We start from the raw sequence: 25416 nt of genomic DNA on the forward strand, positions 1-25416 counted from the left end.
GTCGTGCACCGTCGTGTCCCGCCGTGCCCGGTCGAGCACCGTCGTGTCCCGCCGCGCACCGTCGTGCCCCGTCGTGCCGCGTTGTGCCCCGCCGTCGCCCGCCGACCCAACCGGCCCAGAGCGCGGACGAGTGCGCAACGATGCCCTGGCGGCGTCGCTGAATTCGTCAGAATCAGGCGGATCGCTTGGTGCTGACCCCGCCTTCACAGGTTCCCCGGTACCCCAAATGCAAGGATGAGGACGCGACCTGCCCTCCCCCCCGGTACCCTATGCCCCACCTTCGTCGTCTTTTTGGTCGTTGGCTTCGCCTGCGTCGTCTCCTGCGTTGGCGCTGGCGTGAGCGCCAGGCCTCGGCCCCGGCCATTGAGGCCACGGAGGGCCCGCTGCGTGCGGCGTTGTACAGCGTTGAACAGATGGAGGTGTACGGCCGCGCGCTTGCGCGCCAGCACCGCGTGCGGACGCGTCCCAGCCCGGAGCGCCTGCTCGATCGGTTGCAGGCCAACGAGCGTGTGCTGGAAGACGCCAACACGCTGCTCAGCAGTGTGGTGCGCGAACAGCGCCCGGTGACGCCGGCCGGGGAATGGCTGCTCGACAACTACTACCTGATAGAAGAACAGATCCAGACCGCGCGGCGCCACCTGCCGCGTGGCTACAGCCGGCAGCTGCCGTCGCTCGCGTCCGGCCCCTCGGCCGGGTTGCCGCGTGTGTATGAATTGTCGATGCAGGCCATCGCGCATGGCGATGGGCGCATCGACGGCGATACGCTGGGCCGCTTCATCGCGTCGTACCAGTCGCTGGCGCCGCTGAGCCTGGGCGAACTGTGGGCCGTGCCCATCATGCTGCGCCTGGCACTGCTGGAGAACCTGCGGCGGATGGCGGCGCGGGTGATGCGCGATGGGGAAGACCGGCGCCTGGCGTCGCAATGGGCCGACGACCTCAATCGCGCGGCGTCCGACACCCCCACCGATGTGGTGCTGGTGGTGGCCGACATGGCGCGTTCCGCGCCGCCCTTGACCGGCGCGTTCATCGCCGAGCTGACGCGCTCGCTGCAGGGGCGTGGCGGTGCGTGGGCCATGCCCGTCGCCTGGCTGGAACAGTGGGCGGCAGCGGCTGGGCAGCGCATTGACGAACTGGTCGCTGCCGAGGGACAGCAACAAGCGGCCGACCAGGTCTCCATCGGCAACAGTATCGGCAGCCTGCGCTTTCTCTCCACCATGGATTGGCGCACGTTTGTCGAAGATATGAGTGTGGTGGAGCAGCGGCTGCGGGAAGACCCCATGGCCGTATATGCGCAGATGGATTTCGGCACCCGCGACGCCTATCGCCACGTGGTGGAGAAGATCGCGCGCGGCAGCCGCATCGCGGAGGAGCAGGTGGCGACCATCGCGCTGGACCTGGCACGGGCGGCCACGCCGCCTGAGGGCCCACGCACGCACGTGGGCTACTGGCTCGTCGGCGAAGGCATGCACGCCACAGTGGATGCAGTGGCCAAGGCGGCACCGCGCCACCGCAAGGCGCGGCGTTTGGCGCATCGCGTGCCGCTTGCGCTGTACCTGCTGCCGATCACGCTGCTGGCGGTGCTGGCCACCGGTGGCCTGTTGGCCACCGGCATTGGCGCGGTGCCCGTCTGGCTGGGCGCGCTGCTCGGGCTGCTGGTGTTCAGTGAGCTGGGCATCGTGCTGGTGAACTGGACCGCGACGGTGCTGGTCACGCCCAGGCCGCTGCCCAAGCTGGATTTCAGCGAAGGTATCCCGGACGCCTGCGCCACCGTGGTTGCGGTGCCGTCGATGCTGTCCAGCGCCGACGGCATCGACGTGCTGGTCGAAGCGCTGGAAGTCCGCTTCCTGGCCAACCGCGATCCGCAGCTGCGCTTCGTGCTGCTGACCGATTTCCTTGACGCCGCAGACGCCACGGCGCCGACAGATGATGCCCTGCTTGCGCACGCCGTTGAACGTATCGAGGCACTGAACCACCGTTACGCGTCCGAGCGCGGCGATCGCTTCTACCTGCTGCACCGCCCCCGCCAGTGGAACCCGGGCGAAGGGGTGTGGATGGGCCACGAGCGCAAGCGCGGCAAGCTGGCCGCGCTCAATGCCCTGCTCCGCCACGGCGATGCGGCCGCGTTCATGCGCATGGTCGGTGATACGGCTGCCCTGGTCGGCGCCCGCTACGTCATCACCCTGGACTCGGATACGCAGCTGCCGCGCGACGCGGCACGTGCGTTCGTCGCCACCCTGGCCCACCCGCTCAACCGCCCGCGCTTCGATCCCACGCTGCAACGCGTGGTGGAGGGCTACGGCATCCTGCAGCCCAGCGTGGGCACCAGCCTGGGCCGGCGCCGCACCTCGCGCTTTGCCCGGATGTTCGGCAGCGAGCCCGGCATCGACCCGTATACGCGCATGGTGTCGGACGTGTACCAGGACCTGTTCGACGAAGGCTCGTTCGTGGGCAAGGGCATCTATGACGTGGAAGCCTTCGAGCATGCACTCGAAGGCCGCCTGCCCGAGAACCGCATCCTCAGCCACGACCTGCTGGAAGGCTGCTATGCCCGCGCAGGGCTGGTCAGCGACGTGCGCCTCTACGAGGACTACCCCGAACGCTACGCCGCCGACGCCAAGCGCCGTGCGCGCTGGATCCGGGGCGACTGGCAGCTGCTGCCCTGGTTGTTGCCGTGGACACCGCGCCCGGGATCGGGCTGGGAACGCAACCGGCTCAGCGTGCTGTCGCGCGGCAAGCTACTGGACAACCTGCGCCGCAGCCTGGTGCCCATCGCAGCCCTTGTCCTGTTGGTGACGGGTTGGCTGCATGCCGAGAACCCGGCTGCATGGACCGCATGGGTGCTGGCGCTGTGGTTCGCACCGCCACTGATCGGCATGCTGCGCGATGCGCTGAGCGTTCCGGACGACACGCCACTGGAAGCGCACTACATCAAGGTCGGGCGCGGCACCTTGCAATCGTTGCTGCGCGCGGCCACCCAGATTGCCTGCCTGCCCTACGAAGCGCTGCTGGCCGGTGGCGCGGTGCTGCGCACGCTCTGGCGCATGACCATCACGCGCCGCCACCTGCTGCAATGGAACCCCTCCAGCGAAGTGGAGCGCCGTCTCGGCGGCGACCGCGGCGCGGAATGGCGGGTGATGGCGCCGGCGTCGCTGCTGGCGCTCGCGCTGGTGGCGGTGGTGGCCAGCCTGCGCCCGCAGGCGCTGCCGATCGCCCTGCCCGTGTTGTTGGCGTGGACCTTCGCGCCTGCGTTGATGGCGTGGCTGGGCCGGCCGCCCGCCGCGAGCGTGGCGGAACTGTCGGTAACCCAGCGGGCGTTCCTGGGCCGGTTGGCGCGGCGCACGTGGTCGTTCTTCCAGGCCTGGGTGCGCGAGCAGGATCATTGGCTGCCGCCGGACAACATCCAGGAGCATCCGACGCTGGTGGTCGCGCGACGCACGTCGCCGACGAACATCGGCCTCTCCCTGCTGGCCAATCTGTCTGCGTGGGATTTCGGCTATCTCCAGCAGGGCGAGGTAGCCGAACGCACCGCGCTCACGTTCGACACGCTGGACCAGCTGCCGCGCCATCGCGGCCACTTCCTGAACTGGTACGACACTGAAACCCTGGCACCGCTGCCGCCGCGCTACGTCTCCACCGTGGACAGCGGCAACCTTGCCGGCCACCTGCTTACGCTGCGCCAAGGCCTGCTCGCGCTGGTGGACGCGCCGGTGCTGGCACCGCACACGTTCGATGGTCTGGCCGATACGCTCGGCGTGCTGGACGAGGAACGGCAGCGCCATCGCCCGGGTGATGCACCCCTGGGCGAAGCACTGAACCAGCTTCGCCAGCAGCTGCTGTCAACGCTTGCCGACCGCCCCCAGGGAACGGCGCAGTCGCTCGCCCGGTTGCAGGCGCTGGTCGGCCTGGCCGACGCCGTGCTGGTGCAGTGGCCCGCACCGGAAACGCCTGAGGATGGTGAGCTGCACTGGCCGGCCCTGTTCGCGGCCGAATGCCATGCCGCCGTAGCGGTGCTCGCCGACCTCCCTGCCGATGCCAGCGCGGTCGCCGATGCGCCGGTGCCCAGCCTGCGCCAGTTGGCCACCCTGCCCGGTACGGCCGGTGCGGACGCGCGCGCACGCATCGAGCACCTGCAGAACCTGGCGCACCGCGCCGGGCAGTTCTCGCTGATGGAATACGGGTTCCTCTTTTACCGCACCCGCAACCTGCTTTCGATCGGCTACAACGTCGACGACCACCGCCTCGACAACAGCTTCTACGACCTGCTGGCCTCCGAAGCGCGGCTGTGCGCCTTCGTGGCCGTCGCCCAGGGGCAGTTGTCCCAGGAAAGCTGGTTCGCGCTCGGCCGGCTGCTCACCGAGGTCAACGGCACGCCTACGCTGTTGTCATGGAGTGGCTCGATGTTCGAGTACCTCATGCCGCAGCTGGTGATGCCCAGCTACCCGGACACGCTGCTGGACCAGACCGCGCGGCACGCGGTGGAGGCACAGATCGTCTACGGTCGTGCCCTGAACCTGCCGTGGGGCGTCTCCGAATCCGGTTACAACGCGGTCGATGCGCGCCTGAACTACCAGTACCGGGCGTTCGGCGTGCCGGGATTGGGTCTCAAGCGCGGCTTGGGCCAGGATCGGGTCATCGCGCCCTATGCCAGCATGATGGCGCTGATGGTGGCGCCGGAAGCGGCGTGCCAGAACCTCCAGGCCCTGGAAGGACTGGGGTTCTCCGGGCGCTTCGGCATGTACGAGGCCATCGACTACACCCCCGCCCGGGTACCGCCGGGGCAGGACCACGTGCTGTTGCGTTCGTTCATGGCCCACCACCAGGGCATGGGGCTGCTGTCGCTGGATTACCTGTTGCGCGACCAGCCGATGCAGCGCCGCTTCGTTGCCGATGTCGAGTTCCAGGCCACCTTGCTGCTGCTGCAGGAGCGCATCCCGCGCATCGGCGTGTTCCATCCCCATGAGGTCGAGGCGCTGGGGGAGCACTCCTCCATGGCCCAGCACGAGACGTCGCTGCGCGTGCTGCGCAACCCGGGTGGCCCGCGCCCGGAAGTGCAGCTGCTCTCCAACGGGCGCTACCACGGCATGCTCACCCATGCCGGCGGCGGCTACAGCCGCCACGGCGATCTGTCGCTCACCCGCTGGCGCGAGGATGGCACCACCGATGCGTGGGGGTCGTTCTGCTACCTGCGCGACATGGACAGCGGCGACTTCTGGTCTGCCGCCTACCAGCCCACCTGCGTGCCGGTGGACAATTACGAGGCGATCTTCTCTGACGCCAAGGCGGAGTTCCGCGGTGCACACCGCGGCTGCGAGAGCCACCTGCAGGTGGCCATCTCCGCCGAAGACGACATCGAGCTCAGGCGCCTGCGCCTGACCAACCGCAGCCGTCGCGCCCGCACGGTGGAGATCACCACCTATGCCGAAGTGGTGTTGGCACCGGCCGCAGCCGACGATGCGCATCCGGCCTTCAGCAACCTGTTCGTGCAGAGCGAGATCCTGGCGGCCAAGCAGGCCGTGCTGTGCACGCGCCGGCCACGGTCGCACGACGAGGTACCGCCGTGGATGTTCCATCTGGTCGCGGTACATGACGCGGAGCTGGTGGCCATCTCCTACGAAACCGACCGGGCGCGCTTCCTGGGCCGTGGCAATACGCCGCGGACGCCGCAGGCGTTGACCACCGATACCGACCTCTCCGGCACGGACGGCTCGGTGCTCGACCCGATCGTGGCCATCCGCGTGCGCGTGGTGCTGGAGCCCGAACAGACCGTGCAGCTGGACATGGTCTTTGGCATCGGCGCCGACCGCCCCGGTTGCGAGTCGATGGTGGACAAATACCGTGATCGCCGCCTGGCCGACCGCGTCTTCGACCTGGCCTGGACGCACAGCCAGGTCGTGCGCCGGCAGATCAATGCAACCCAGGCCGAGGCCTCGCTCTATGAGCGCCTGGCCAGCCACGTGCTGTATGCCGGCCCGCTGCTGCGTGCCGGCACCACCGTGCTCCAGCAGAACCAGCGCGGACAATCCGGGCTGTGGGGCCATGCCATCTCGGGCGACCTGCCCATCGTCCTGCTCAAGGTCACCGACGCGGAGAACGTGGAGCTGGTGAGGCAACTGGTGCAGGCGCATGCCTACTGGCGCCAGAAGGGACTCAATACCGACCTGGTCATCTGGAACGACAGCAAGGCCGGCTATCGGCAGGAACTGCAGGACCAGATCCTGGGGATGGTGGCCGCCAGTTCGGAGACGGGCCTGCTCGATCGCCCCGGCGGCATCTTCGTGCGGCCGGTGCAGAACATGACCCACGAAGACCGCATCCTGTTGCAGGCGGTCGCACGGGTGGTGATCAGCGACGAGGACGGCACGCTGGCCGCGCAGGTCGGGCGCCAGCTCCCGCCCGCACGCAAGATCCCGGCGCTGGTGCCGCCGGCGGTGCAGGACGACCTGGCACTGGCGATGGAGGAGACGCCTGGACTGCCTGTGGTCGCCGACCCGGGACCCGAGCCCGGGCTGCCCCCGGGCCCGGAGCACGACGAAGACGTGGACGACCCATGGCCGTTCCTTCCGTACCGCGGCGCCGGCCACTTCGACAACGGTACCGGCAGCTTCAGCGAGGACGGCCGCGAATACGTGGTGGTGATCCGCGACGGTGCCGAAACGCCGGCGCCCTGGGCCAACGTGATCGCGAACGCCCGCCTGGGCACGGTGGTCAGCGAGAGTGCGCCGGGCTACACCTGGTTCGAGAACGCACACGAATTCCGCCTGACGCCCTGGCTGAATGATCCGGTGTCCGACACGGGTGGCGAAGCCTTCTACGTGCGCGATGAGGACACCGGCCGTGTCTGGTCGCCGATGCCGCTGCCTCGCCGGGGCACCGGCGCGTACCGTACGCGCCATGGATTCGGCTACACGGTCTACGAACATATCGAAGACGGCATCGTCAGCGAGTTGTGGGTGTTCGTCGACGTCGACGCGCCGCTGAAATTCTCGGTCCTGCGCCTGCACAACCTGTCGGGCAGGCCACGGCGGTTGTCGGCCATCGGTTACGTTGAATGGGTCATGGGTGATCTGCGCGCGAAGTCGCGCATGCATGTGGTCACCGAACGCGACCCGCTGACCGGCGCGCTGCTCGCCCGCAACAGTTACAGCGCCGAGTTCGGCAGCCGGATGGCTTTCTTCGATACCGATGCCGAGGGCTGCGGCTGGACCTGTGACCGCTTGGAGTTCATGGGCCGCAACGGCAGCCTGCACGCACCTGCGGCGTTGCGCCGCGAACGCCTGGATGGACGCGCCGGTGCGGGCCTGGATCCGTGCGCGGCGCTCCAGGTGCCGCTGGCGCTGGCCCCGGGCGAGCGCAGTGAAACCACGTTCCGGCTTGGCGCGGGCCGCGACCGCGAGGAAACACTTGCGCTGGTACGGGGCCGCCAAGGCGCTCATGAGGCAAACGATGCGCTGGACGCCGTACGCATCCACTGGCGCCATGTACTGGCCACGGTGCAGGTGCGTACGCCCGATCCAGCGCTGGACGCCCTCGCCAACGGCTGGCTGGTCTACCAGACCCTGGGCTGCCGCTACCTGGCGCGCAGTGGCTACTATCAGTCAGGCGGCGCGTTCGGCTTCCGCGACCAGCTGCAGGACGCACTCGCTCTCGTACACGCGCGCCCGGACCTGGCCCGCGAACACCTGCTGCTCTGCGCTGCACACCAGTTCGCCGAAGGCGATGTGATGCACTGGTGGCACCCGCCGCAAGGTCGCGGCGTGCGCACCCGCTGCTCGGACGATTATCTCTGGTTGCCCCAGGGGGCATGCCGCTACCTGGAGGTCACCGGCGACACCAGCGTGCTGGACGAACTGGTCGGTTTCATCGAGGGACGCGCGGTGACGCCGGAAGAGGAAGGGTATTACGACATGCCCACGCCTTCGGCACTGCGCGGCACCCTGTATGCGCACTGCGTCCTCGCGCTGGAGCGCGGGTGCCGCTTGCTCGGCGAGCGCGGCCTGCCGCTGATGGGCAGCGGCGACTGGAACGACGGCATGAACCGCGTTGGCGACCAGCAGCGCGGTGAAAGTGTGTGGCTCGGTTTCTTCCTGCATGACACGCTTCGCCGCTTCATCGTGCTGGCCAACGCGCGTGGCGATGAACACCGTGCGCACTGGTGCCAGGAGCAGGCCGACACCCTGCGCCGGAACCTGGAACAGCATGCGTGGGACGGCGAATGGTATCGCCGCGCGTGGTTCGACAACGGCACCCCGCTGGGATCGGCACAGAGCGAGGAATGCCGTATCGACTCCATTTCCCAGAGCTGGTCGGTGCTGTCCGGCGTTGCCGCGCCCGAGCGTGCCCGGCAGGCACTGGATTCGCTCTACACGCATCTGGTGCGAAAGGACGCCAAGCTGATCCAGCTGCTCGATCCGCCCTTCGACAAGACCACGGAGGACCCGGGTTACATTCGCGGTTACGTGCCGGGCGTGCGCGAGAATGGCGGCCAGTACACCCACGCGGCCGTGTGGGCGGCCATGGCATTCGCACAGCAGGGCGATGCGCCGCGTGCCTGGGAGCTGGCCAGCATGATCAACCCGCTCAACCACGCGCTGGACCCGGAGGCGGTACAGACCTACCGCGTCGAACCCTATGTGTTGGCCGCCGATGTATACGCCGTGTCTCCGCACGTGGGGCGAGGCGGCTGGACCTGGTACACCGGTTCGGCCGGTTGGATGTATCGCCTGCTGGTCGAATCCCTGCTCGGCATACGTCGGGAAGGCGACCGGCTGTCGCTTGCACCTTGCCTGCCGGATCACTGGCCGTCATTCGAATTGAGCTACCGCTTCGGCCGCAGCCGCTATGAGTTCGAGGTGACCCGGAATGCGCAGGGGCAGCCTACGCTGCACGTGGATGGCACGTTGCAGCCAGACCTCACCGTCCTGCTTCGCGACGATGGTCATCACTACCGGGTGGCGCTCGACCTGGTGGCGCCCACGGCATGAGCGTGGGCTCGGACATGGCGGCAGAGCTGGATGGGCTGGACGCAATGCTGGCCCACTGGTTGGCGCACACGCGCCATCCGGCGCAGTTCTGGCCGCAGTTTGAAACGTTGGCGGCAGAGATCGTGGACCACTGCCCGCTCACGGAAAAGGATGAGGCCCGCGCGCACATAAACGCCATGCTCAAACGCCACGCGCTGGAGCTCCCAGGCTGGCACGAACGTGACGACAGCCTGCCGCCGGGGAGTCCAGGCGCGTGATGGCGCTGGGCGCAACGCCACGTCATGCGTGGCTGCGCGTTGTCATGCCACCAGGTTGACCGTGAGAGGTGAGACATTCGCTGCGCTGCTGCGAGACATGCAGCGCCCTACCCGTGTCCACGACCTCGTACTGCAGCGTCGGCGCCTTGCCGATGTCCGCCGCTACGGCCTCTTTCGGAATCCGATACGCTCGGCCTCCCGCACTGGTCGGCGCCTTCGTGCGGTACGCACCCACCGTGCCCGGCGCACACCACGGCAGCCATACCGCACTGTCCTCGGCGCCGATGTCGGCATGGTATCGCCGGGCCGCGGGCACTGGTACGTCTGCTACGAATGGGAGACGCGATTGCGCAGATGCTTCTGTCGGGTTCTGGTAATGAACTCCACCACCACGAGCGCCTTCGCCCAAGGTCGACCCGGTACACACCAGAGCCCACCAGGACCATGGCGAATATCCCATTCTTGGCCTTCGAGCGTGCAGTCTCGGTCGGGCTCAACATACCCGGCGCGATGAATGGCGTCTGCCATTGCCTCGACTGGGGTATCGAACCATCTGTACCCCAGCGCGCAAATCGCGACCGGCTGGTCTCCAATGCCCGGATACGCAGGCAGGAGCCTCATCTGCCATTGAATGGCATCTCTCAAGGCTTGCCTGCGAAAGCCGGGATCTTGCTGCCAGCGTTGAAAAACTTCTTTCTCTAAGCACTGCATGCGTCCATCCCAACGATAAAAGCAGTGGATGGATGTCTCCCCCGAGACTGAGAAAAACTTTGCTCCCACAAGCATTAAGGTGGCGCGAAGAACACAAGGAACGATGGCGACTGCCCGGGTAGGATGCTGATCGAGGGATCGTCGCAGGGGGCCTACCAGGTAAGACTGATAGCGTGGCGGTCAGCAAACTCTACTTCGGGGGTCCGCTTTCGGCTAGAAGCGGACGCTCATGCTCGCTCCTCGATGATTAAGAAACCAATGCCCTCCAGCTCTTCGCGGACGAGAGCAGCACCGCGAACAGATGCCTCTCGGAACCGTCCGACCTCATCGGCTGACCAGCGGTCGTCGGAGTCGCCCGGTGATGACCAGTCTATCGACGTGTCAAACCAGGCAATGAGGTAGCTGAGCCATCGCCTGGTGTTCTCGGACAGCGGAAGTGTCCAGTGTTCAACCGGATAGCCAAATCGCTCGCGAGCCTCATCATTGTGCGCCCAAAGGCAAATTCCACTACCCGGGTCAAAGAAATATCTAAGCTCTAAAGCCATGCAATAGGTTCCTATGCGCGTCACCTAGGCCCGCTTGGGACGAAAGCGGACTCTAGCATCCTTGGTCGCGTCGTCTGTCGCAAGCACGTCCGCTTTCGGCCAAGAGCAGACATTTTTGCTAAAGGCGCTTGACCATAAACGCTGCAGTGCCAGGACATATCCCTGCGAACTGGCGTGAGCTTCTGATTGATTCCGGCGCTTCGATCCGTGCCACATGGCGGTACCCGCAGCGCTCGAACAAGGGCGCTGCCGTTGTAGTCAGGAGGAACAACTCCGCAACACCCGCGTCGGCTGCCAAACGCTCCGCAAGGCCCACCAGGGCAACGCCAGTGCCCAGTCCCCGGTGGCTCTGGGCGACCGCTAAAGAACGCAGCAGGCCTGCTGGCAAATGAAGCTCCACACCAACAACACCAACAAGCTCATCCTCTTCGTAACCCCCAACAAACACCCGGGACATGCCGTCTTCCAGGTCAGCCACCGGCAACCCCGCCGCTGTCAGTAGCGACAGAGCATGGGCGTTTAGCGTGATCGGCGTGAAAGTTGTCATGGAGTCTCCGCTAAATACTGGGATAGGGAAGTGGGATGTCACGCTACGACTCAAGCGATCCCATTCTTTTTAACGCGACAGAACATTTGCTACGAATTATTGTGACTTACAGCCGCATATCGAACCAGATCATGGGTTCAGCCGACCTCGCTACTACGAGGCTGCGAAGCTTGGCCTGCAATGATCGCCCTCCAGCGGCGACCCAGCCGCATTGCACCATGGGTAGGTCGGCTCCAGCTGAGATCTGCAGTTGACTCATGCGCCCCCCCTTCGCTTCAGAATCGGGCTTCGTCGGCCGGATTTGCTCGAGTCACCTACAGCGGGGACGAGTCTCAGGGAACCCGCGATGGAGATTCAGCGCACCCTTGGAATCAGGGCAGCAGAGCGCATACACTAGCCGCGGCGCCCGCCTTGCTTGCACACGAGCAAAAACAGGCCGTACTGCCTGTTTGACTCTTCTTCTGGCCAGCTGCCGGGGACTTAAACGTGTGCGCCTGACCCGGATCGGCTTGGCCATCGAGGATCAGTCATGACCGTCAAGCAACATGCGTTTCTTGCCCATGCGCACCTTCGTGCGCAGGGCTCCGCGTCACTTACCCGCAGCCAGATCCATGAATTGCTGGCGGCCGCTGCAGGATTTTCCACCCATGCCGCGTTCCATCATCAAGCCGTGTGGTGCGATGTGGCATGGCGCGATACAGGCCTTACGCCGGATGAGTACGGGGTCATCCAGAGGTGTCTCCACTTTGGGATGTCGCCGGATGAGGCTGAGCGCTCAGCCCAACTCTTGGTCAGCTTCATCGGCGCATCCGGCTACGCCCCGGTGCGCTTGGAGGATCTGATTGCCGCGTTCGCAAGCGATGAAGACGATTGGGAGGAAGCTGAGGAACCGGGACCCGCCGTCGCTGCCGACTGGGTGTCGACCGACCTTGTGGGGCGTATGCAGCAAGGGTTCGATGCAATGCTCGGCGAGTTCCCCTTGCTGCTCGAAGGGTTGGAGGCGGCCGCAGCTCGGGGCGTAGCCTCTGCGCACCTTGCGATCGCCTACCTGATCGAGCCGCATGCGGGTCTGTCACACGAGGATGATCGCCGCTTTGGCCAGGAACTGCGCCGGCGTGGTCAGTGGTCGGCCGAGCCCGTAGGCTTCGCGGAGATCGCCGCAGGCACCGACAGGTTCGTTCGGGTGGTGGCCAAACATCGGTACCACCTCCTTGCAGCGGCACGAGGTGGGGATAGGCGCGCAATGCTGCTTACGGCTGAGAGCTACAGTGATCCTAGTGTACTCGACCTTGAGCCGTCGGATGATATGGATCCGTACGAGATGGCTGACCTGGCCGATGCGCATGGCCGACCCGAGCTGGCCTACCAATGGCTGACCGTGCTCGCAGAAGAGGGTGATGTATACGCCATGCGTGCGCTCATTGATGACCGCGGTGAGACACTCTTCCGCGCTTGGGTCTGGATGCACCTCTCGCGCCTTCTGGGTCGTGATCTGAGCCAAGACCGACATGTAGCGATCAACGAGGACGGTAGCGCCTATGACGATGACGTCGGCGGACCAGCGTACGTTGGGGGCGACGACGGAATCGAACTGGCGCCACTCGCGGCCGAGGAGAACACGCGCGCAACAGAGGAGGCTGCTCAGCTGTTCGCCATAATCGAAGGTCGCTACAAACTGACCTGATCAAGTCCGGTCGAGGGCGGGGCGCTCCCAGGCGCCCGTCCGTTTTCTCGCGTAATTGTGCGCGGCATGAGCGCCGGGGAGGTCAAAGGCTCAAAGCTCTGCCAACAGATCGCGTTTGGTCACCTCAGGCGAGCGGCTTTTCAGGAATCGGCGTACTTGAGCGAGAGTTGACGCAGTCGCTTATAAAGCATCAACTTTAAGCTTTCTGCCACCTTGGAAAGCAATGAAGATCGCTTTGTTCCAGCTCGATGCGCACGAGGTTGAGGCCTGTGCGAGCACCGGCGTGCCCACCGATCGCATATCGCAGTTACTCAGCAGGGCAGAAGACTATGACGCCGATCTGGCTGTGTTCCCTGAGGGATTCCCGTTCATAGCTGGAAATGAGGCAGCCGCCGCGCCGTCGCTCGACGAGGCCATATCCGGACTGCGGAAAATCCCGCCTCCGTCGCTGGCCTTCATCGTTGGCGGATACATCATGGAGGGAGGCGACCAGCGAAACGCCAGTTTCTTTGTCCATGACGGGAAGGTGCACGCACCTTACTTCAAGCGCATTCCCTGGTTGGACGAGCCCTTCAAGCCTGGCACAGCCCTGCTGCGGTGGAGCTGGAATGGGCATCAGGTCATTCCACTTATCTGTGCAGACGTCTGCGTCCCGTGGAATGAACCTGATGGCCGTGCAGCGCAGATGCCGGGAGAGGCTGCCTCATTGGGTGCCGGTCCTTCGTGCCCGATCATCGTCTCCACGTTTGGCACTGATTTGCGCACACCGTATTGGACCGAGCCGCTTCGGGCATGGGCACGTGCCTGCAACGCGCCGATGCTGATTTCGGCCATTGCAGGTCGGAGCACTGCTACGTTCATGGAGGGCAGCAAGCGTCGCCATTATGGTGGCGGTGGCAGCGGCATGTACTGGCACGAAGAGGGGCGGGACCGTGTCTGGCCGTGCACCAAAGACAGCAGGTTGGCGGGAATGTACCTCGTGGACACTCTTGAGCCCGAGAGCCTGTGGCTGCCGTTGCGCAATTGACGTTGCCTGCGCGGATGTCCGCTTCCGGCCAGAAGCGGACATCGATAGTCGCGCCACAGACTGTTCGCGCAGGTGATCACGACGATTCGCCGGCCACGAAAAAGGCCCGGAACTATGGGGTCTGCTGCGCCTGCTGTAGGCGCGCCAACTGCAGACGGCCCATCTTCCTGATCTTCGGCATCGCCGACGCGGGCTTTGCATCTACGGTGAGCAGGATTGCACCGGGCTTCACGTCCAGCATGATGCGCGCGCCGATCTCGAAGCCGGCCGCCTGCATCCAGAGGCCGCGTAGCTTTAGGCACGGAACGGATATGTCGCCGGGCTCGGCTGGATAGCCAGGGTAATACAGAGTATCGACGCGCAGGCTGTTGGGCGGATAGCGATTCAGTGCTTGTTTGCGGGGTTCAGACGATGGCGCTTCAGGGCGGTTGCTGTGCATGGTAGACCTCCGATGGAAGTCTCCCTCGCCGGATGGAGAGGGAGTCGGGAGGCTGAGAACCGAACAGAGATCCGGGCGCGGCGTATTTCCACAAGGGTGTTGTATTTCACCACCCTCCCGACGCAGGACGTGCAACGCAGTGTATCTCTGTCGGAATTCTCAGGCTCCGATGGATACCTTGCGAGATATCAGCGAGCGATGGAAATCGTTTGTCTCAGTTGATTGCCACGGATTAGTTAGCGTTGCCTACGATGGTGTCGTAATCGGTCACGCCGGTTGCAAGCTGCCGTCATGCAGCCTGTAGCTGCGATGCACGATGCCTTCAGGCAGCTGATCATGGGTAATCATCACCAGGCTGCGCCCCCCCAGCGCAGCCACCATGTCATGCAGCAACGCATGCGCGGTGTCCACGTCCAGCCCTTCTGTTGGCTCATCCAGCAACAGAAGGGGGGCGCCACGCAACAGCGCGCGCGCCAACGCCAGCCTTCGCACCTGCCCGGCCGACATCGTGGCGCCGTTCTCGCCCACCCACGCCTGCAGCCCACCCATGCGTTCGGCCCACTCGCGCAGGCGCACGTCGGCCAGCACCTGCCACAGCGTTTCGTCACTGGCCTGCGGATCACCCAGCCGCAGGTTGTCGGCAACGCTGCCGGCGAATACCGGCGCATGTTGCGGCAACCAGGCGATCTGCCGGTGCCAGTCCGCCTGCGCCAGGCTGCGGATGTCCTGCCCGCCGTACAGCAGGCGGCCACTGTCCGGGTCCCACAGCCGCAGCAGCAGCGATGACAGCGTGGTCTTGCCACTGCCGCTGTCGCCCCGGATGGCGATGCGGTCGCCGGGTTCAAGCGTCAGCGCTACGCCATCCAGCAGCGCGCGTGCCTGCCCCGGCCAACGAAAGCCGACCTGCTCCAACCGCATCGTTGCGGCCTGAGCGGGTAATGCCACCGGCGCGCTGGTTTCCTGCACGCCCGCCGGTTGGTCAACGATGGCTTCCAGTCGCCCGGCCGCGACGCGCCCCGACAACCACGACTGCCATGCCAGACCAATGCCGGCCCACAGTTCCAGCAACGCCACGGTGAGGAACACCAGCGCCGCCGCCTGTGCGGCATCGATGGCACCGCGCTCGAACCCATGCAGCGCCACCCACAGCATGGCGACCAGCCCGGCCGCCGCGCACAACCCATGCAGCGCGTTGCCGGCCACCAGCCGCCAGCGACGGCGCCGGTCGCGTGAGCGCAGCTGCTTGGCCGCCACCAGCACGCGCAGGTTCCAGTGTTCGCGCGCCTGCAGTGCAGTGAGATCGGCCGCGCCCTCCAGCCCTTCAAACGCCTGCGTGCGCAGTTGGCCGCGATGCAGCGCGCGGTCGCGCTCCTGGCCGCCGGCACCGCGTACGGTAAGCCACGGCACCCCCAGCCCGATCAGCAGCGCCAACACTGCCAGCAGCAGCGCCGCCGGCGGATGGATCAGCGCCGCCGACCCCACCGCCACCAGCGAGATGCCGGCCAGTGCCAGCAACGGGCCGATGGCACGCACCAGCAGCCCGTCCACTTCGCCGATGTCCGACATCAACCGTGCCAGCAGTTCGCCGGTGCGGATGCCGGCCAACCGCGCCGGGGCCAGCGGCAGCGCGCGGCGGAAGAACCACACGCGCAGGTCGCGGGCGATGCGCAGGGTGACGTCGTGGCCGACCAGCTTTTCGAAGTAACGCGACACGATCCGCGCCATGGTCAGGCCACGGATGCCGGCCGACGGCGAGAAGAAATTGAAGCCACTGCCCAGCCCGGCCGCGCCGGCCAGCGCGGCGGCGGTGAGGAAGCCGCCGGACAGGCCCAGCAATGCGGTGCCGGCCAACATCGTGGTCCACAGCAGCAGCACGGTGAGCAGCAGGCGGCCGCGGTGGCGGGTAAACACACTGCGCAGGCTGTCTTCGCGCGGCAGGCTCATGCGGGCTCTCCTGCAGGCTGTGCATGTCCACTGGCGCTGAGCGTCAGGCGCGTATCGGCCCAGCGCATGGCCGTCTCGCTGTGGGTGGCGATGACCACCGCGCGGTCGCGTGCGAACGCGGCGAGGGTCTGCAGCAAGGCCGCCTCGGTGTCCGCGTCGAGGAAGGCGGTGGGCTCATCGAGCAGCAGCACCTGCGGGTCGCGCAGCAGCAACCGCGCCAAGCCGATGCGGCGCGCCTCGCCGCCGGAAAGACCAAACCCCCGCTCGCCGATCACGGTGTCCAGCCCCTGCGGCAGGTGCCCGGCAAAGCGCATCACCTGCGCGGCCTCGGCCACGGCGCGCAGGCGCGCGTCGCTGGCACCGGGATCGGCCAGGCGCAGGTTGTCGGCAATGGTGCCGTGGAACAGATACGGGCGCTGCCCCGCGTAGCCCACTTCCAGCCCTGGGCGCAGCACGATGCTGCCCGAGCGCGGCGGCAACCAGCCGGCCAACGCTTCCAGCAGCGTGCTCTTGCCGCTGCCGCTGGGCCCCACCAGCGCGAGCCGTTGGCCCGCGTCGATCTGGAACGAGAGCTGCTGCACCACATCGTGTGACGCACCCAGCGGGCGCAGCACCAGGTCACGCACCACCACCGGCGGCGCGTGCGCTTCCAGCAGTTCCGGCGCGCGTGGCGGCGGCGCGGCGGCGGCATCGTTGTCGGCCGCAGCCGGCAGCTCGCCGAGCAGCCGCTCGACCTCTGCAGCGGCGCCCAGTGCATTGGCGCGGTCGTGGTAATGCGCGGCCAGCCGCCGCAGCGGCGCGTAGAACTCCGGCGCCAGCAGCAGGCAGAACATACCCGCACCCAGCGTGGGCACCTGTGCGTGCAGCGACATCAGGCCGAGGTAACTCAAGCCCAGGTACAGCGCCACCATGGCCACGCTGACCGAGGCGAAGAATTCCAGCACGGTGGAGGACAGGAAGGCGATGCGCAGCACTTTCATGGTGCGCTCGCGCACGCCCTCGGCCGCGGCGGCCACGCCTTCCAGCTCTGCCTCGCCACGGCCGTACAGGCGCAGCAGGCCCAGGCCCTTGATGCGGTCGGCGAAGTGGCCGCTCATGCGGGCCAGCTCGCCCAGCTGCGCGCGGCCGGCGGCTTCGGCACCCCAGCCCACCAGCATCATGAAGAACGGCACCAGCGGTGCGGTGAACAGCAGGATCAGCGCCACCACCCAGTCCACCCACGCCACCGCCAGCAGGATCAGCAGCGGCACCACCACCACTTCCACCCGCACTGGCTGGTAGCCGGCGTAGTAACTTTCCACCGCATCGGCGTGGGCCAGCATCAGTTCGCCCAGCTCACCGCTGCGCTGCTGGCGCAACCACAAGGGGCCACGCCCGAGCAGGCCACGATAGACACGCTCGCGCAGGGTCAACCGCGCGGTGTCGGCCACATCGCCCGCCGCCGCCTGGGTGGCACTGCCCAGCAGGGCGCGCACGCCCAGCACCAGCAGCAGCCCCAGCAGCGCCGGGGTGGCATCGGCCAGCGGGCGGTGCTCGACCAATACGGTCTGGATCAGCCAGGCGATGGCCGCCGCCTGCCCGATCAACAGCCCTCCGGACGCGCAGATGCACAACGCCGCCATCCTCTGGCGCCCCCGCGCGGCGGTGGCAAGCCCATTCAGCCAGCTGAGGCGCTGGCGGCGCAGGGCGGAGGTCTCGATGGCGGACGCGTCGGGGGGTATGCTCAAAGCGGTTCACTGGCGCCACAGGGAGGTGCCGACCATTGTAATGGGCGCCGGCCATCCTTCCGGTGCGGCGCGCGGTCGCAGGACAAGGATGCCTACGATCACCCTGGGATTCCGTTAAGACATTGATCTCAATCAAGGCTGTTTGAAGTTGCCGGTCACAGAATTCACCCCGTAGACCCCCTTCCCGCCACCTGAAACGGCAAAACCCCCAACGAGGTAGCCAGGCCATGATCGATTCGACAGTCGTAGAACTGTCGCGGCTGCAATTCGCTTTGACCGCGATGTACCACTTCCTTTTCGTCCCCCTCACGCTTGGCCTCTCGTTCCTGGTGGCCATCATGGAAAGCGTGTACGTCATGACCCGCAAGCCGGTCTGGCGCCAGATGACCCTGTTCTGGGGCACGCTGTTCGGCATCAACTTCGCCATCGGCGTGGCCACCGGCCTGGTGATGGAGTTCCAGTTCGGCATGAACTGGTCGTACTACAGCCACTACGTGGGCGATATCTTCGGTGCGCCGCTGGCCATCGAAGGGCTGATGGCGTTCTTCCTGGAAGCCACGCTGATCGGCCTGTTCTTCTTCGGCTGGAAGCGGCTGAGCCCGGTCAAGCACCTGGCGGTGACCTGGTTCATGGCGCTGGGCACCAACCTGTCGGCGGTGTGGATCCTGATCGCCAACGGCTGGATGCAGAACCCGACCGGTGCGGTGTTCAACCCCGAAACGATGCGCATGGAAGTGGTGGACTTCGCCGCGGTGCTGTTCAACCCGGTGGCGCAGGCCAAGTTCGTGCACACGGTCAGCGCGGGCTATGTGACCGGCGCGATCTTCGTGATGGGCATCAGCGCGTTCTACCTGCTGCGCGACAAGCACAAGGACATGGCACGCCGCTCGTTCGCGGTGGCGGCGGCGTTCGGGCTGCTGTCGTCGTTGTCGGTGGTGGTGCTGGGCGATGAGAGCGGCTATGCCGCCAGCGAACACCAGAAGATGAAGCTGGCCGCGATCGAGGCGATGTGGGAAACCGAGCGTGCCCCGGCCGACTTCACCGCCTTCGGCATTCCCAACCAGCAGACCCAGACCAACGACTTCGCGATCAGGATCCCGTACCTGATGGGCCTGATCGCCACCCGTTCGCTGGACCAGCCGATTCCGGGCATCCTGGAACTGGTGGACCGCGCCGAACACCGCATCAAGGGCGGGCAGCTGGCCTACGGTGCGCTGGAGCGCGTGCGCAAGGACAAGAACGATGTTGAAGCGCGCGAGATGTTCGACCGCCATTGGCAGGACCTGGGCCACGGCCTGCTGCTGAAGCGCTACCGCGACGACATCCTCAACGCCACGCCGGAAGAAATTTCCAAGGCCGCGATGGATACGGTGCCGCGCGTGGCGCCGCTGTTCTGGACCTTCCGCATCATGGCCGGGCTGGGCTTCTACCTGATCGCCTTCTTCGCGGTGGCCTTCTACTTCTCCTGCCGCAACAACTTCCATGAGAAGCGCTGGTTCCTGCGGTTGGCGGTGTGGTCGATGCCGGCGCCGTGGATTGCGATCGAATGCGGCTGGTTCGTGGCCGAGTACGGCCGCCAGCCGTGGGCGGTGGATGGCGTGCTGCCCACCTTCTACGCAGCATCGGGCCTGGCCCTGCATGAAATCCTGACCACGCTGGCGGTGTTCACGGCCACCTATACGGTGCTGCTGGTGATCGAGGTCAAGCTGATGCTCAAGGCGATCCGCACGGGTCCGGCCGACATCCTTCCGTCGCTGCAGCCCTCGCGCACCCCGCTTCCCCACAATGCCGCCGTACCGGCTCCCGGTCAGGCATAAGGCAGGAGAACCCCGATGGAAATTCTTGGACTCGATTACACCACGCTGCGCCTGATCTGGTGGCTGCTGCTGGGCATCCTGCTGGTGGGCTGGGCAGTGATGGACGGCTTCGACCTGGGCGTGGGCGTGCTGCTCCCGTTCGTGGCAAAAACCGATGACGAACGCCGCACGGTGATCAACACCGTGGGCCCGGTGTGGGAAGGCAACCAGGTGTGGCTGGTGCTGGGTGGCGGTGCGATCTTCGCCGCCTGGCCGCCGCTGTATGCGGTGAGCTTCTCGGGCTTTTATCTGGCGATCTTCGCCATGCTGTTCGGCCTGATCCTGCGCCCGGTGGGCTTCAAGTACCGCAGCAAGATGCCGAGCAAGCGCTGGCGCACCACGTGGGACTGGGTATTGTTCGTCGGCGGGCTGCTGCCGGCGCTGATTTCCAGCGTGGCGGTGGGCAACGTGCTGCTGGGCGTGCCGTACCACTTCGATGACAGCATGCGCATCTTCTACACCGGTTCGTTCTTCGGCCTGCTCACCCCGTTCGCGCTGCTGGCCGGCCTGGTGGGTGTGTCGATGATGGTGTCGCACGGCGCGGCCATGCTGGTGCTCAAGACCGACGGTGCGGTTGCCGATCGCGCGGCCCGCTATGGCAGCGTGGCTGCGCTGCTCAGCCTGGTGCTGTTCGCGGTGGGTGGTGCCTGGGTGGCCTTCGGCCTGCCGGGGTACCAGATCACCTCGCAGGTGGTGACCGACGGCCCGACCAACCCGCTGCTGAAGACCGCCGAAATTGGCGCGGTGGCCGGTGGCTGGCTGCGCAACTACAGCAGCATGCCGCTCACGCTGGTGTTCCCGCTGCTGGGCCTGGGCGGTGCACTGGCCAGTGCGGTGCTGCTGCGCGCTCGCCGGGGGTTGGCCGCGTTCCTGGCGTCAGGGGCGTCGATCGCCGGCATCATCCTGACGGTAGGCTTTGCGATCTTCCCGTTCCTGCTGCCCTCCTCCAGCCAGCCCAGCGGCAGCCTGACCGTGTGGGACGCCTCGTCGAGCCAGCTCACGCTGTTCATCATGCTGGTCGCCACGGTGATCTTCCTGCCGATCATCCTGGCGTACACGAGCTGGGTGTACCGCGTGATGCGCGGCAAGACCACGGCCGAAGACATGGCTGACAACCCGAACGCCTATTGATTCACCGTACCGACCAACGGTCGGTACACACATCTTGGTAGGTACCGACCGTTGGTCGGTACACATATAAGGAGACGCGTCATGTGGTATTTCGCCTGGATCCTCGGCACCGGACTGGCCTCGGCCGCCGCCATCCTCAACGGCATGTGGTTCGAAGCGCGCGAGGCGGGAAACGTCCCAGACGACGTTCCGCCTCGGTAGACCCGACGGGTAGAGCCGACGGGTAGAGCCGACGGGTAGAGCCGACTGTTAGTCGGCTGCTCCCCTGTCAATCGGCTGCTCCAATCGTAAAAAAGGGTTGCCGATACCACCTTCACACCGTATCCTTGTCGGCTCCTTCGGGGTGTAGCTCAGTCTGGTAGAGCGCTACGTTCGGGACGTAGAGGTCGCAGGTTCGAATCCTGTCTCCCCGACCACTCAGGTGGTCGCATTGAAGCCTGGAAACGCGATTTCCAGGCTTTTTTGTCAACGCCGTGGCAACACGGCACCCGAAGGTGAACAACACGGTCCCCCTTGCCGCCGAAGGGAGGGATCGATACAATAGGCGGCTCCTTACGGGGTGTAGCTCAGTCTGGTAGAGCGCTACGTTCGGGACGTAGAGGTCGCAGGTTCGAATCCTGTCTCCCCGACCATACAAGTGGTCACATTGAAGCCTGGAAGACGAATGTCCTCCGGGCTTTTTTGTATTTGGCCATGCCGCCTGGCCCGACACGGCAGGCGACACGTAGTGCCGGCCGCTGGCCGGCTCCTCGTGCTGCCGGCATCGCCAGGAGCCGGCCAGCGGCCGGCACTACCCTGCATCACGTGGAGCCGGCCAGCGGCCGGCACTACCCCCTGCTTCGTTTTCGAGATGTCCCCATGTCCTCCAGCGCTTCTGATTCCAGCCCCCGTTCCACCGCCCTGCTGCGCGGACGCGTGCTGGCGTTTTCCGCCATCCTGCTGGCCGCGCTGAACCTGCGTACGGCCGTCACCTCGGTGACTCCGCTGCTGGACCAGCTGGGCCAGACCTTCGGGTTCGGCACCACCATGACCGGCGTGTTCGGCATGCTGCCGACCGCCTCGTTCGCACTGTTCGGGGTTACCACGCCGATGGTGGCCCGCCGTATCGGGCTGGAACGCACCGCCCTGCTGGCCATGGCCCTGGCGTCGGCCGGCCTGCTGCTGCGCTCGATGGCCGGCGGCGTGGGCAGCCTGCTGTTCGGCTCGATCGTAGCGTTGGCCGGCATGGGTATCGGCAACGTGGTGGTTCCGCCGCTGGTGAAGCGTTATTTCGCCAACCGCGTGGGCACGGTCAGCACCCTGTACATCACGGTGCTGCAGATCGGCACGATGGTGCCGGCGCTGCTTGCCGTGCCGCTGGCCGAACAGACCGGCTGGCGCGTCTCGCTCGGCATCTGGTCGATCTTCGCCGTGGCCGCCGCCCTGCCCTGGATCGCACTGGCCCGCCGCCGCCCGCACCCGGACCCGCTGGAGGCCGTGGCCGACCCGACCGCCCAGCCACACGGCAAGGTCTGGCGCACCCCGCTGGCCTGGGGCATGGCACTGATGTTCGGCATGACCTCGCTGATGACCTATTCGATGTTCACCTGGCTGCCGCGCATCGTGGTGGAAGCCGGGGCCACGCCGCGCTTCGGCGGGATCATGGTGGCCATCTTCGCCGGGCTTGGCCTGCTGCCGTCGCTGACCATGCCGGCGCTGGCGGTGCGCCTGCGCAACCCGTTCCCGCTGGTGATCGTGGGCTTCTGCGCCTTCGTGATCGCGTTTGCCGGCTTGCTGTTCGCGCCGATGCAGGCGCCGTGGCTGTGGGCGGTGCTGCTGGGCATTGGCCCCTCGACCTTCCCGCTGGCGCTGACCCTCATCAACCTGCGCACGCGCACCCCGGCCGGTTCGGCGGCGCTGTCCGGTTTCATGCAGGGCGTGGGCTATGCCTTCAGCTGCCTGGGGCCGTTCCTGTTCGGCTGGCTGCATGCCGTCAGCGGCGGCTGGCACCTGCCGTTCGGCTTCCTGCTGCTGTGTGCCGTGATCCTGCTGTGCGCGTCGTGGGTGGCGTGCAAGCCGCAGAAGCTGGAAGACGTGTGGTGACCTGACAACACTGGGGCGTGTCTTCGCCGGGCATCGCGGGGACGTCGCTACGCCCAGACCCGTAGGGACACGCCATGCGTGTCCGGGCGTGGTGGGTGGCTCGATGTACACGCGTTGTACGCACCTTGTGACGTAGCGTGTCTGTAACTGACCTGCCGTGCGGGTGGCTGGGGTCGGCAGACCTCCGGGGATCCCGTCCTGCGGGGGCCGATGAACGGTTTCAGGGTGTACAGACCCCGGGAACAGCGCCGTGGCGGCGGCCGGATGGTCTTGTAAATCAATACGTTGAAGCATTGATCGCGTCTGTTCCCACAGCTGCGGAGGCCGAAGTGCGTGTTAATTATTTGTCAGCAAAGGCCAACTAAGGCACGATTGGCATGTGATGTGCGTCACATTTCTCGCACAACAAGATTCTTTTGAAGGGATGCTCCCGGGGGTTCCATGTTCAACCATCGGCCGCTGGCGCTCTGCGTCGGCCTGGCATGCGCCACACTCAGTCTGTCCGCTCCGGCCGCCCCTGCGGCAACGTCGCGGGCCGACCACCTGGCTGAGATCAGCCAGTACCGCGACCAGGCCCGCTGGCTCGACGCCCTCGCCGCGATCGAGCGCGCGCAGGTGGATGCGCCTGGCGATGACCTGCTGTACCGGCTGCAGGTGCTCAGCCTGTCCGATATCGGTAATGCCCACCGCGCGTGGCAGATGTACCAGGCGCGCCCGGACCTGTTCGACGACGCCCAGAAACAGCGCTTCGAGGCCAACTACCTGGCCAAGCGGGTGGGCTGGAGCCTGGCCTACGGCGCCAGCGAAGACACCCGCCTGGACGAGGCCGAAGACGCGCTGGCGCAGATGGAGCGCTACCTGCAGCGCGACGGCCTGACCGTGCAGACCGCGCCGCTGCGGATCCGCTACGACCGCCTGATCCTGCTCAACCGGCTGGGCCGGCATGAGCAGCTGCGCGACGAATACCGCGCCCTGCTGGCCGACGGCCACGAGGTGCCCAACTACCTGATGGCCGCCGTCGGCGATTCGCTGATGGCCAGCCAGCACCCCGATGAAGCCATTCCGGTGCTGGAAGCCGCGCTCAAGGCCGACCCCGGCCGCAGCGAAGTGCATTCCGAACTGGCCTACGCACACCTGGAAAGCGAGCGCGCCGACACCGCCATCGGCGTACTCACCCAATGGCAGGCGCAGGAGCCGGCGTGGCGCTGGGCCAAGGGCGCGCGCGCACCGTATGCGAACTGGCCGCGTTACGAAGCCGACCTCAACCTGTCCATGATCCGCGCCTACAGCGGCCAGCTGCCCACCGCCCAGCACGACCTGGAGAAGATGGTGGAACTGGCGCCGGCCAACGGCGGCACCCAGTCCTCGCTGGGCAACGTGTACATGATGCGCGGCTGGCCGCGGCGGGCGCTGGAACGCTATAGCATGGCCAACACGCTGGACCCGCGCGACGTCTCGGCGCGCCTGGGCCAGTACGACGCCTACGTGGAACTGCAGCGCGACGATCTTGCCCGCCCCATCCACGATTCGCTGCTGGAGCGCTACCCCAACCAGCCCTCGGTGCAGCGCATGGACCGCAGCTGGAAGGCGCACCGCGGCTGGCAGCTGCATGCCTATGCCGAAGGCGGGCGCAGCGAAGGCGGTGGCGGCACCTCGCCACTGGGCAACGACGATGCGCGTTACGGCGTGGAACTGCAGTCACCGGTGATCGACGACCGCTGGCGCGTGGTGACCTTCGCCGACCGCCGCAGCGTGGATTTCCAGGACCAGACCATCCGCCCGCTGTGGGTTGGGTTGGGCACCCGCTACCGCTTCGGCCAGGCCGATGCGGAGCTGTTCGTCAACCGCGCCAACGACGATATCGGCGACACCGGCCTGAGCGGCGCCTTCGGCTGGCAGTTCAACGACCGCTGGCATGCCGGCGTCACCGCCGCGCGCAACGCCGCCGATGCCTCGCTGCAGGCGCGCGTGTCGGGCATCACCGCCGACAGCGTGGCCGTCGCGGTGGACTATCGCCGCAACGAACTCACCCACTGGAGCGCCGGTGCCAGCCAGTTCCGCTACGACGACGGCAATCGCCGCGACACGCTCAGCACCAGCATCGAACAGCGGCTGCTGACCCGCCCCACCCTGCTGCTGGATGGCCTGGGCAGCCTGTACGCCAGCCGTGGCAGCCGCGATGACGTGCCCTATTTCAACCCGTCCGAAGACCGCTCGGTCGAGATCGGGCTGCGCGTGGACCAGCAGCTGTGGCGCCACTACGAGCGTCACTTCCGCCACCGTCTGACGGTGTCGCTGGGCAACTACTGGCAGCAGGGCTTCGGCAGCGCGCTGGTGCCTTCGGCCGAGTACCGCCACGAGTGGCAGCTGGCCGATGGCCGCATCTTCGAGTACGGCGTGAGCTGGTCGCGACCGGTCTACGACGGACAACGTGAACGACATATCGGCCTCGACGCCGGTCTGCGCTGGGGGCAATGAGATGCGA

General features: G+C 66.5%; 14 protein-coding genes and 2 tRNA genes. 11 read left to right on the forward strand and 5 right to left on the reverse strand.

From position 1 onward, the window contains the following. Nucleotides 1-269 precede the first annotated feature (269 nt). Both AC3ITN_RS12585 and AC3ITN_RS12590 read left to right on the forward strand, forming a co-directional pair. The gene (locus AC3ITN_RS12585; RefSeq protein ID WP_489390719.1) at nt 270-8981 is read left to right on the forward strand and encodes a glycoside hydrolase family 94 protein; all 8712 of its coding nucleotides are present in this window, start codon (nt 270-272) and stop codon (nt 8979-8981) included. Nucleotides 8982-8995: 14 nt separating this feature from the next. Continuing rightward, nucleotides 8996-9238, forward strand: a complete 243-nt coding sequence (locus AC3ITN_RS12590) for a hypothetical protein (protein ID WP_489390720.1) — start codon at nt 8996-8998, stop codon at nt 9236-9238. 938 nt (nt 9239-10176) lie between these two features. Here the strand turns inward: AC3ITN_RS12590 and AC3ITN_RS12595 are convergent. Further along, a complete protein-coding gene (locus AC3ITN_RS12595; RefSeq protein WP_489390721.1) occupies nt 10177-10494 on the reverse strand; it encodes a hypothetical protein in 318 nt (105 codons plus the stop codon). A gap of 118 nt (nt 10495-10612) precedes the next feature. Continuing rightward, nucleotides 10613-11041, reverse strand: coding sequence for an arsenic resistance N-acetyltransferase ArsN2 (gene arsN2, locus AC3ITN_RS12600; RefSeq protein ID WP_489390722.1), 429 nt, complete (start codon nt 11039-11041; stop codon nt 10613-10615). 529 nt (nt 11042-11570) lie between these two features. Here arsN2 and AC3ITN_RS12605 point away from each other — a divergent pair. Together AC3ITN_RS12605 and AC3ITN_RS12610 are read left to right on the forward strand one after the other, a co-directional pair. After that, entirely contained in the window at nt 11571-12725 is a 1155-nt protein-coding gene (locus AC3ITN_RS12605) for a hypothetical protein (RefSeq protein WP_489390723.1), read from the forward strand. Between the two features lie 223 nt (nt 12726-12948). Further along, entirely contained in the window at nt 12949-13752 is an 804-nt protein-coding gene (locus AC3ITN_RS12610; protein ID WP_489390724.1) for a hypothetical protein, read from the forward strand. Between the two features lie 112 nt (nt 13753-13864). Here AC3ITN_RS12610 and AC3ITN_RS12615 read toward each other — a convergent pair whose 3' ends face one another. The 3 genes from AC3ITN_RS12615 to cydD form a co-directional block, all read right to left on the reverse strand. Beyond that, nucleotides 13865-14191 carry a SymE family type I addiction module toxin gene (locus tag AC3ITN_RS12615; RefSeq protein WP_489390725.1) on the reverse strand — a complete coding sequence of 109 codons (327 nt, stop codon included), beginning with the start codon at nt 14189-14191 and terminating at the stop codon, nt 13865-13867. 267 nt (nt 14192-14458) lie between these two features. Next, nucleotides 14459-16135, reverse strand: a complete 1677-nt coding sequence (cydC, locus tag AC3ITN_RS12620) for a thiol reductant ABC exporter subunit CydC (RefSeq protein WP_489390726.1) — start codon at nt 16133-16135, stop codon at nt 14459-14461. Beyond that, nucleotides 16132-17862: a thiol reductant ABC exporter subunit CydD gene (gene cydD / locus AC3ITN_RS12625; RefSeq protein ID WP_489390727.1), complete on the reverse strand. Its 1731-nt coding sequence runs from the start codon at nt 17860-17862 to the stop codon at nt 16132-16134. Before cydD ends, cydC begins: the two co-directional genes overlap by 4 nt. Before the next feature lie 227 nt (nt 17863-18089). Here cydD and AC3ITN_RS12630 point away from each other — a divergent pair, with 227 nt between their 5' ends. From AC3ITN_RS12630 to pgaA, 7 genes are all read left to right on the forward strand, one after another. Then, nucleotides 18090-19679, forward strand: coding sequence for a cytochrome ubiquinol oxidase subunit I (locus AC3ITN_RS12630; RefSeq protein ID WP_489390728.1), 1590 nt, complete (start codon nt 18090-18092; stop codon nt 19677-19679). 15 nt (nt 19680-19694) lie between these two features. Further along, the gene (gene cydB / locus AC3ITN_RS12635) at nt 19695-20849 is read left to right on the forward strand and encodes a cytochrome d ubiquinol oxidase subunit II (RefSeq protein ID WP_489390729.1); all 1155 of its coding nucleotides are present in this window, start codon (nt 19695-19697) and stop codon (nt 20847-20849) included. Between the two features lie 81 nt (nt 20850-20930). Further along, the gene (gene cydX / locus AC3ITN_RS12640) at nt 20931-21050 is read left to right on the forward strand and encodes a cytochrome bd-I oxidase subunit CydX (RefSeq protein WP_313345980.1); all 120 of its coding nucleotides are present in this window, start codon (nt 20931-20933) and stop codon (nt 21048-21050) included. A gap of 138 nt (nt 21051-21188) precedes the next feature. Beyond that, nucleotides 21189-21265: transfer RNA gene (locus AC3ITN_RS12645), tRNA-Pro, on the forward strand. A gap of 139 nt (nt 21266-21404) precedes the next feature. Next, nucleotides 21405-21481 (forward strand) — tRNA-Pro (locus tag AC3ITN_RS12650). Between the two features lie 226 nt (nt 21482-21707). Continuing rightward, nucleotides 21708-22931: a CynX/NimT family MFS transporter gene (locus AC3ITN_RS12655; protein ID WP_489390730.1), complete on the forward strand. Its 1224-nt coding sequence runs from the start codon at nt 21708-21710 to the stop codon at nt 22929-22931. Between the two features lie 441 nt (nt 22932-23372). Next, complete coding sequence (gene pgaA / locus AC3ITN_RS12660; protein WP_489390731.1) at nt 23373-25409, forward strand: poly-beta-1,6 N-acetyl-D-glucosamine export porin PgaA; 2037 nt, start codon at nt 23373-23375, stop codon at nt 25407-25409. Nucleotides 25410-25416 lie beyond the last annotated feature (7 nt).

It is taken from the genome of Stenotrophomonas sp. KH_036_B, assembly GCF_057839485.1.

Bases quoted from the DNA above. Each gene is read 5' to 3' on its own strand.
- AC3ITN_RS12595 (WP_489390721.1), bottom strand. From the start codon at position 10,494: ATGGCTTTAGAGCTTAGATATTTCTTTGACCCGGGTAGTGGAATTTGC.
- cydB (WP_489390729.1), top strand. From the start codon at position 19,695: ATGGAAATTCTTGGACTCGATTACACCACGCTGCGCCTGATCTGGTGG.
- AC3ITN_RS12615 (WP_489390725.1), bottom strand. From the start codon at position 14,191: ATGCACAGCAACCGCCCTGAAGCGCCATCGTCTGAACCCCGCAAACAA.
- pgaA (WP_489390731.1), top strand. From the start codon at position 23,373: ATGTTCAACCATCGGCCGCTGGCGCTCTGCGTCGGCCTGGCATGCGCC.
- AC3ITN_RS12630 (WP_489390728.1), top strand. From the start codon at position 18,090: ATGATCGATTCGACAGTCGTAGAACTGTCGCGGCTGCAATTCGCTTTG.
- AC3ITN_RS12585 (WP_489390719.1), top strand. From the start codon at position 270: ATGCCCCACCTTCGTCGTCTTTTTGGTCGTTGGCTTCGCCTGCGTCGT.
- cydX (WP_313345980.1), top strand. From the start codon at position 20,931: ATGTGGTATTTCGCCTGGATCCTCGGCACCGGACTGGCCTCGGCCGCC.
- cydC (WP_489390726.1), bottom strand. From the start codon at position 16,135: ATGAGCCTGCCGCGCGAAGACAGCCTGCGCAGTGTGTTTACCCGCCAC.
- AC3ITN_RS12655 (WP_489390730.1), top strand. From the start codon at position 21,708: ATGTCCTCCAGCGCTTCTGATTCCAGCCCCCGTTCCACCGCCCTGCTG.
- AC3ITN_RS12590 (WP_489390720.1), top strand. From the start codon at position 8,996: ATGGCGGCAGAGCTGGATGGGCTGGACGCAATGCTGGCCCACTGGTTG.
- AC3ITN_RS12605 (WP_489390723.1), top strand. From the start codon at position 11,571: ATGACCGTCAAGCAACATGCGTTTCTTGCCCATGCGCACCTTCGTGCG.
- arsN2 (WP_489390722.1), bottom strand. From the start codon at position 11,041: ATGACAACTTTCACGCCGATCACGCTAAACGCCCATGCTCTGTCGCTA.
- AC3ITN_RS12610 (WP_489390724.1), top strand. From the start codon at position 12,949: ATGAAGATCGCTTTGTTCCAGCTCGATGCGCACGAGGTTGAGGCCTGT.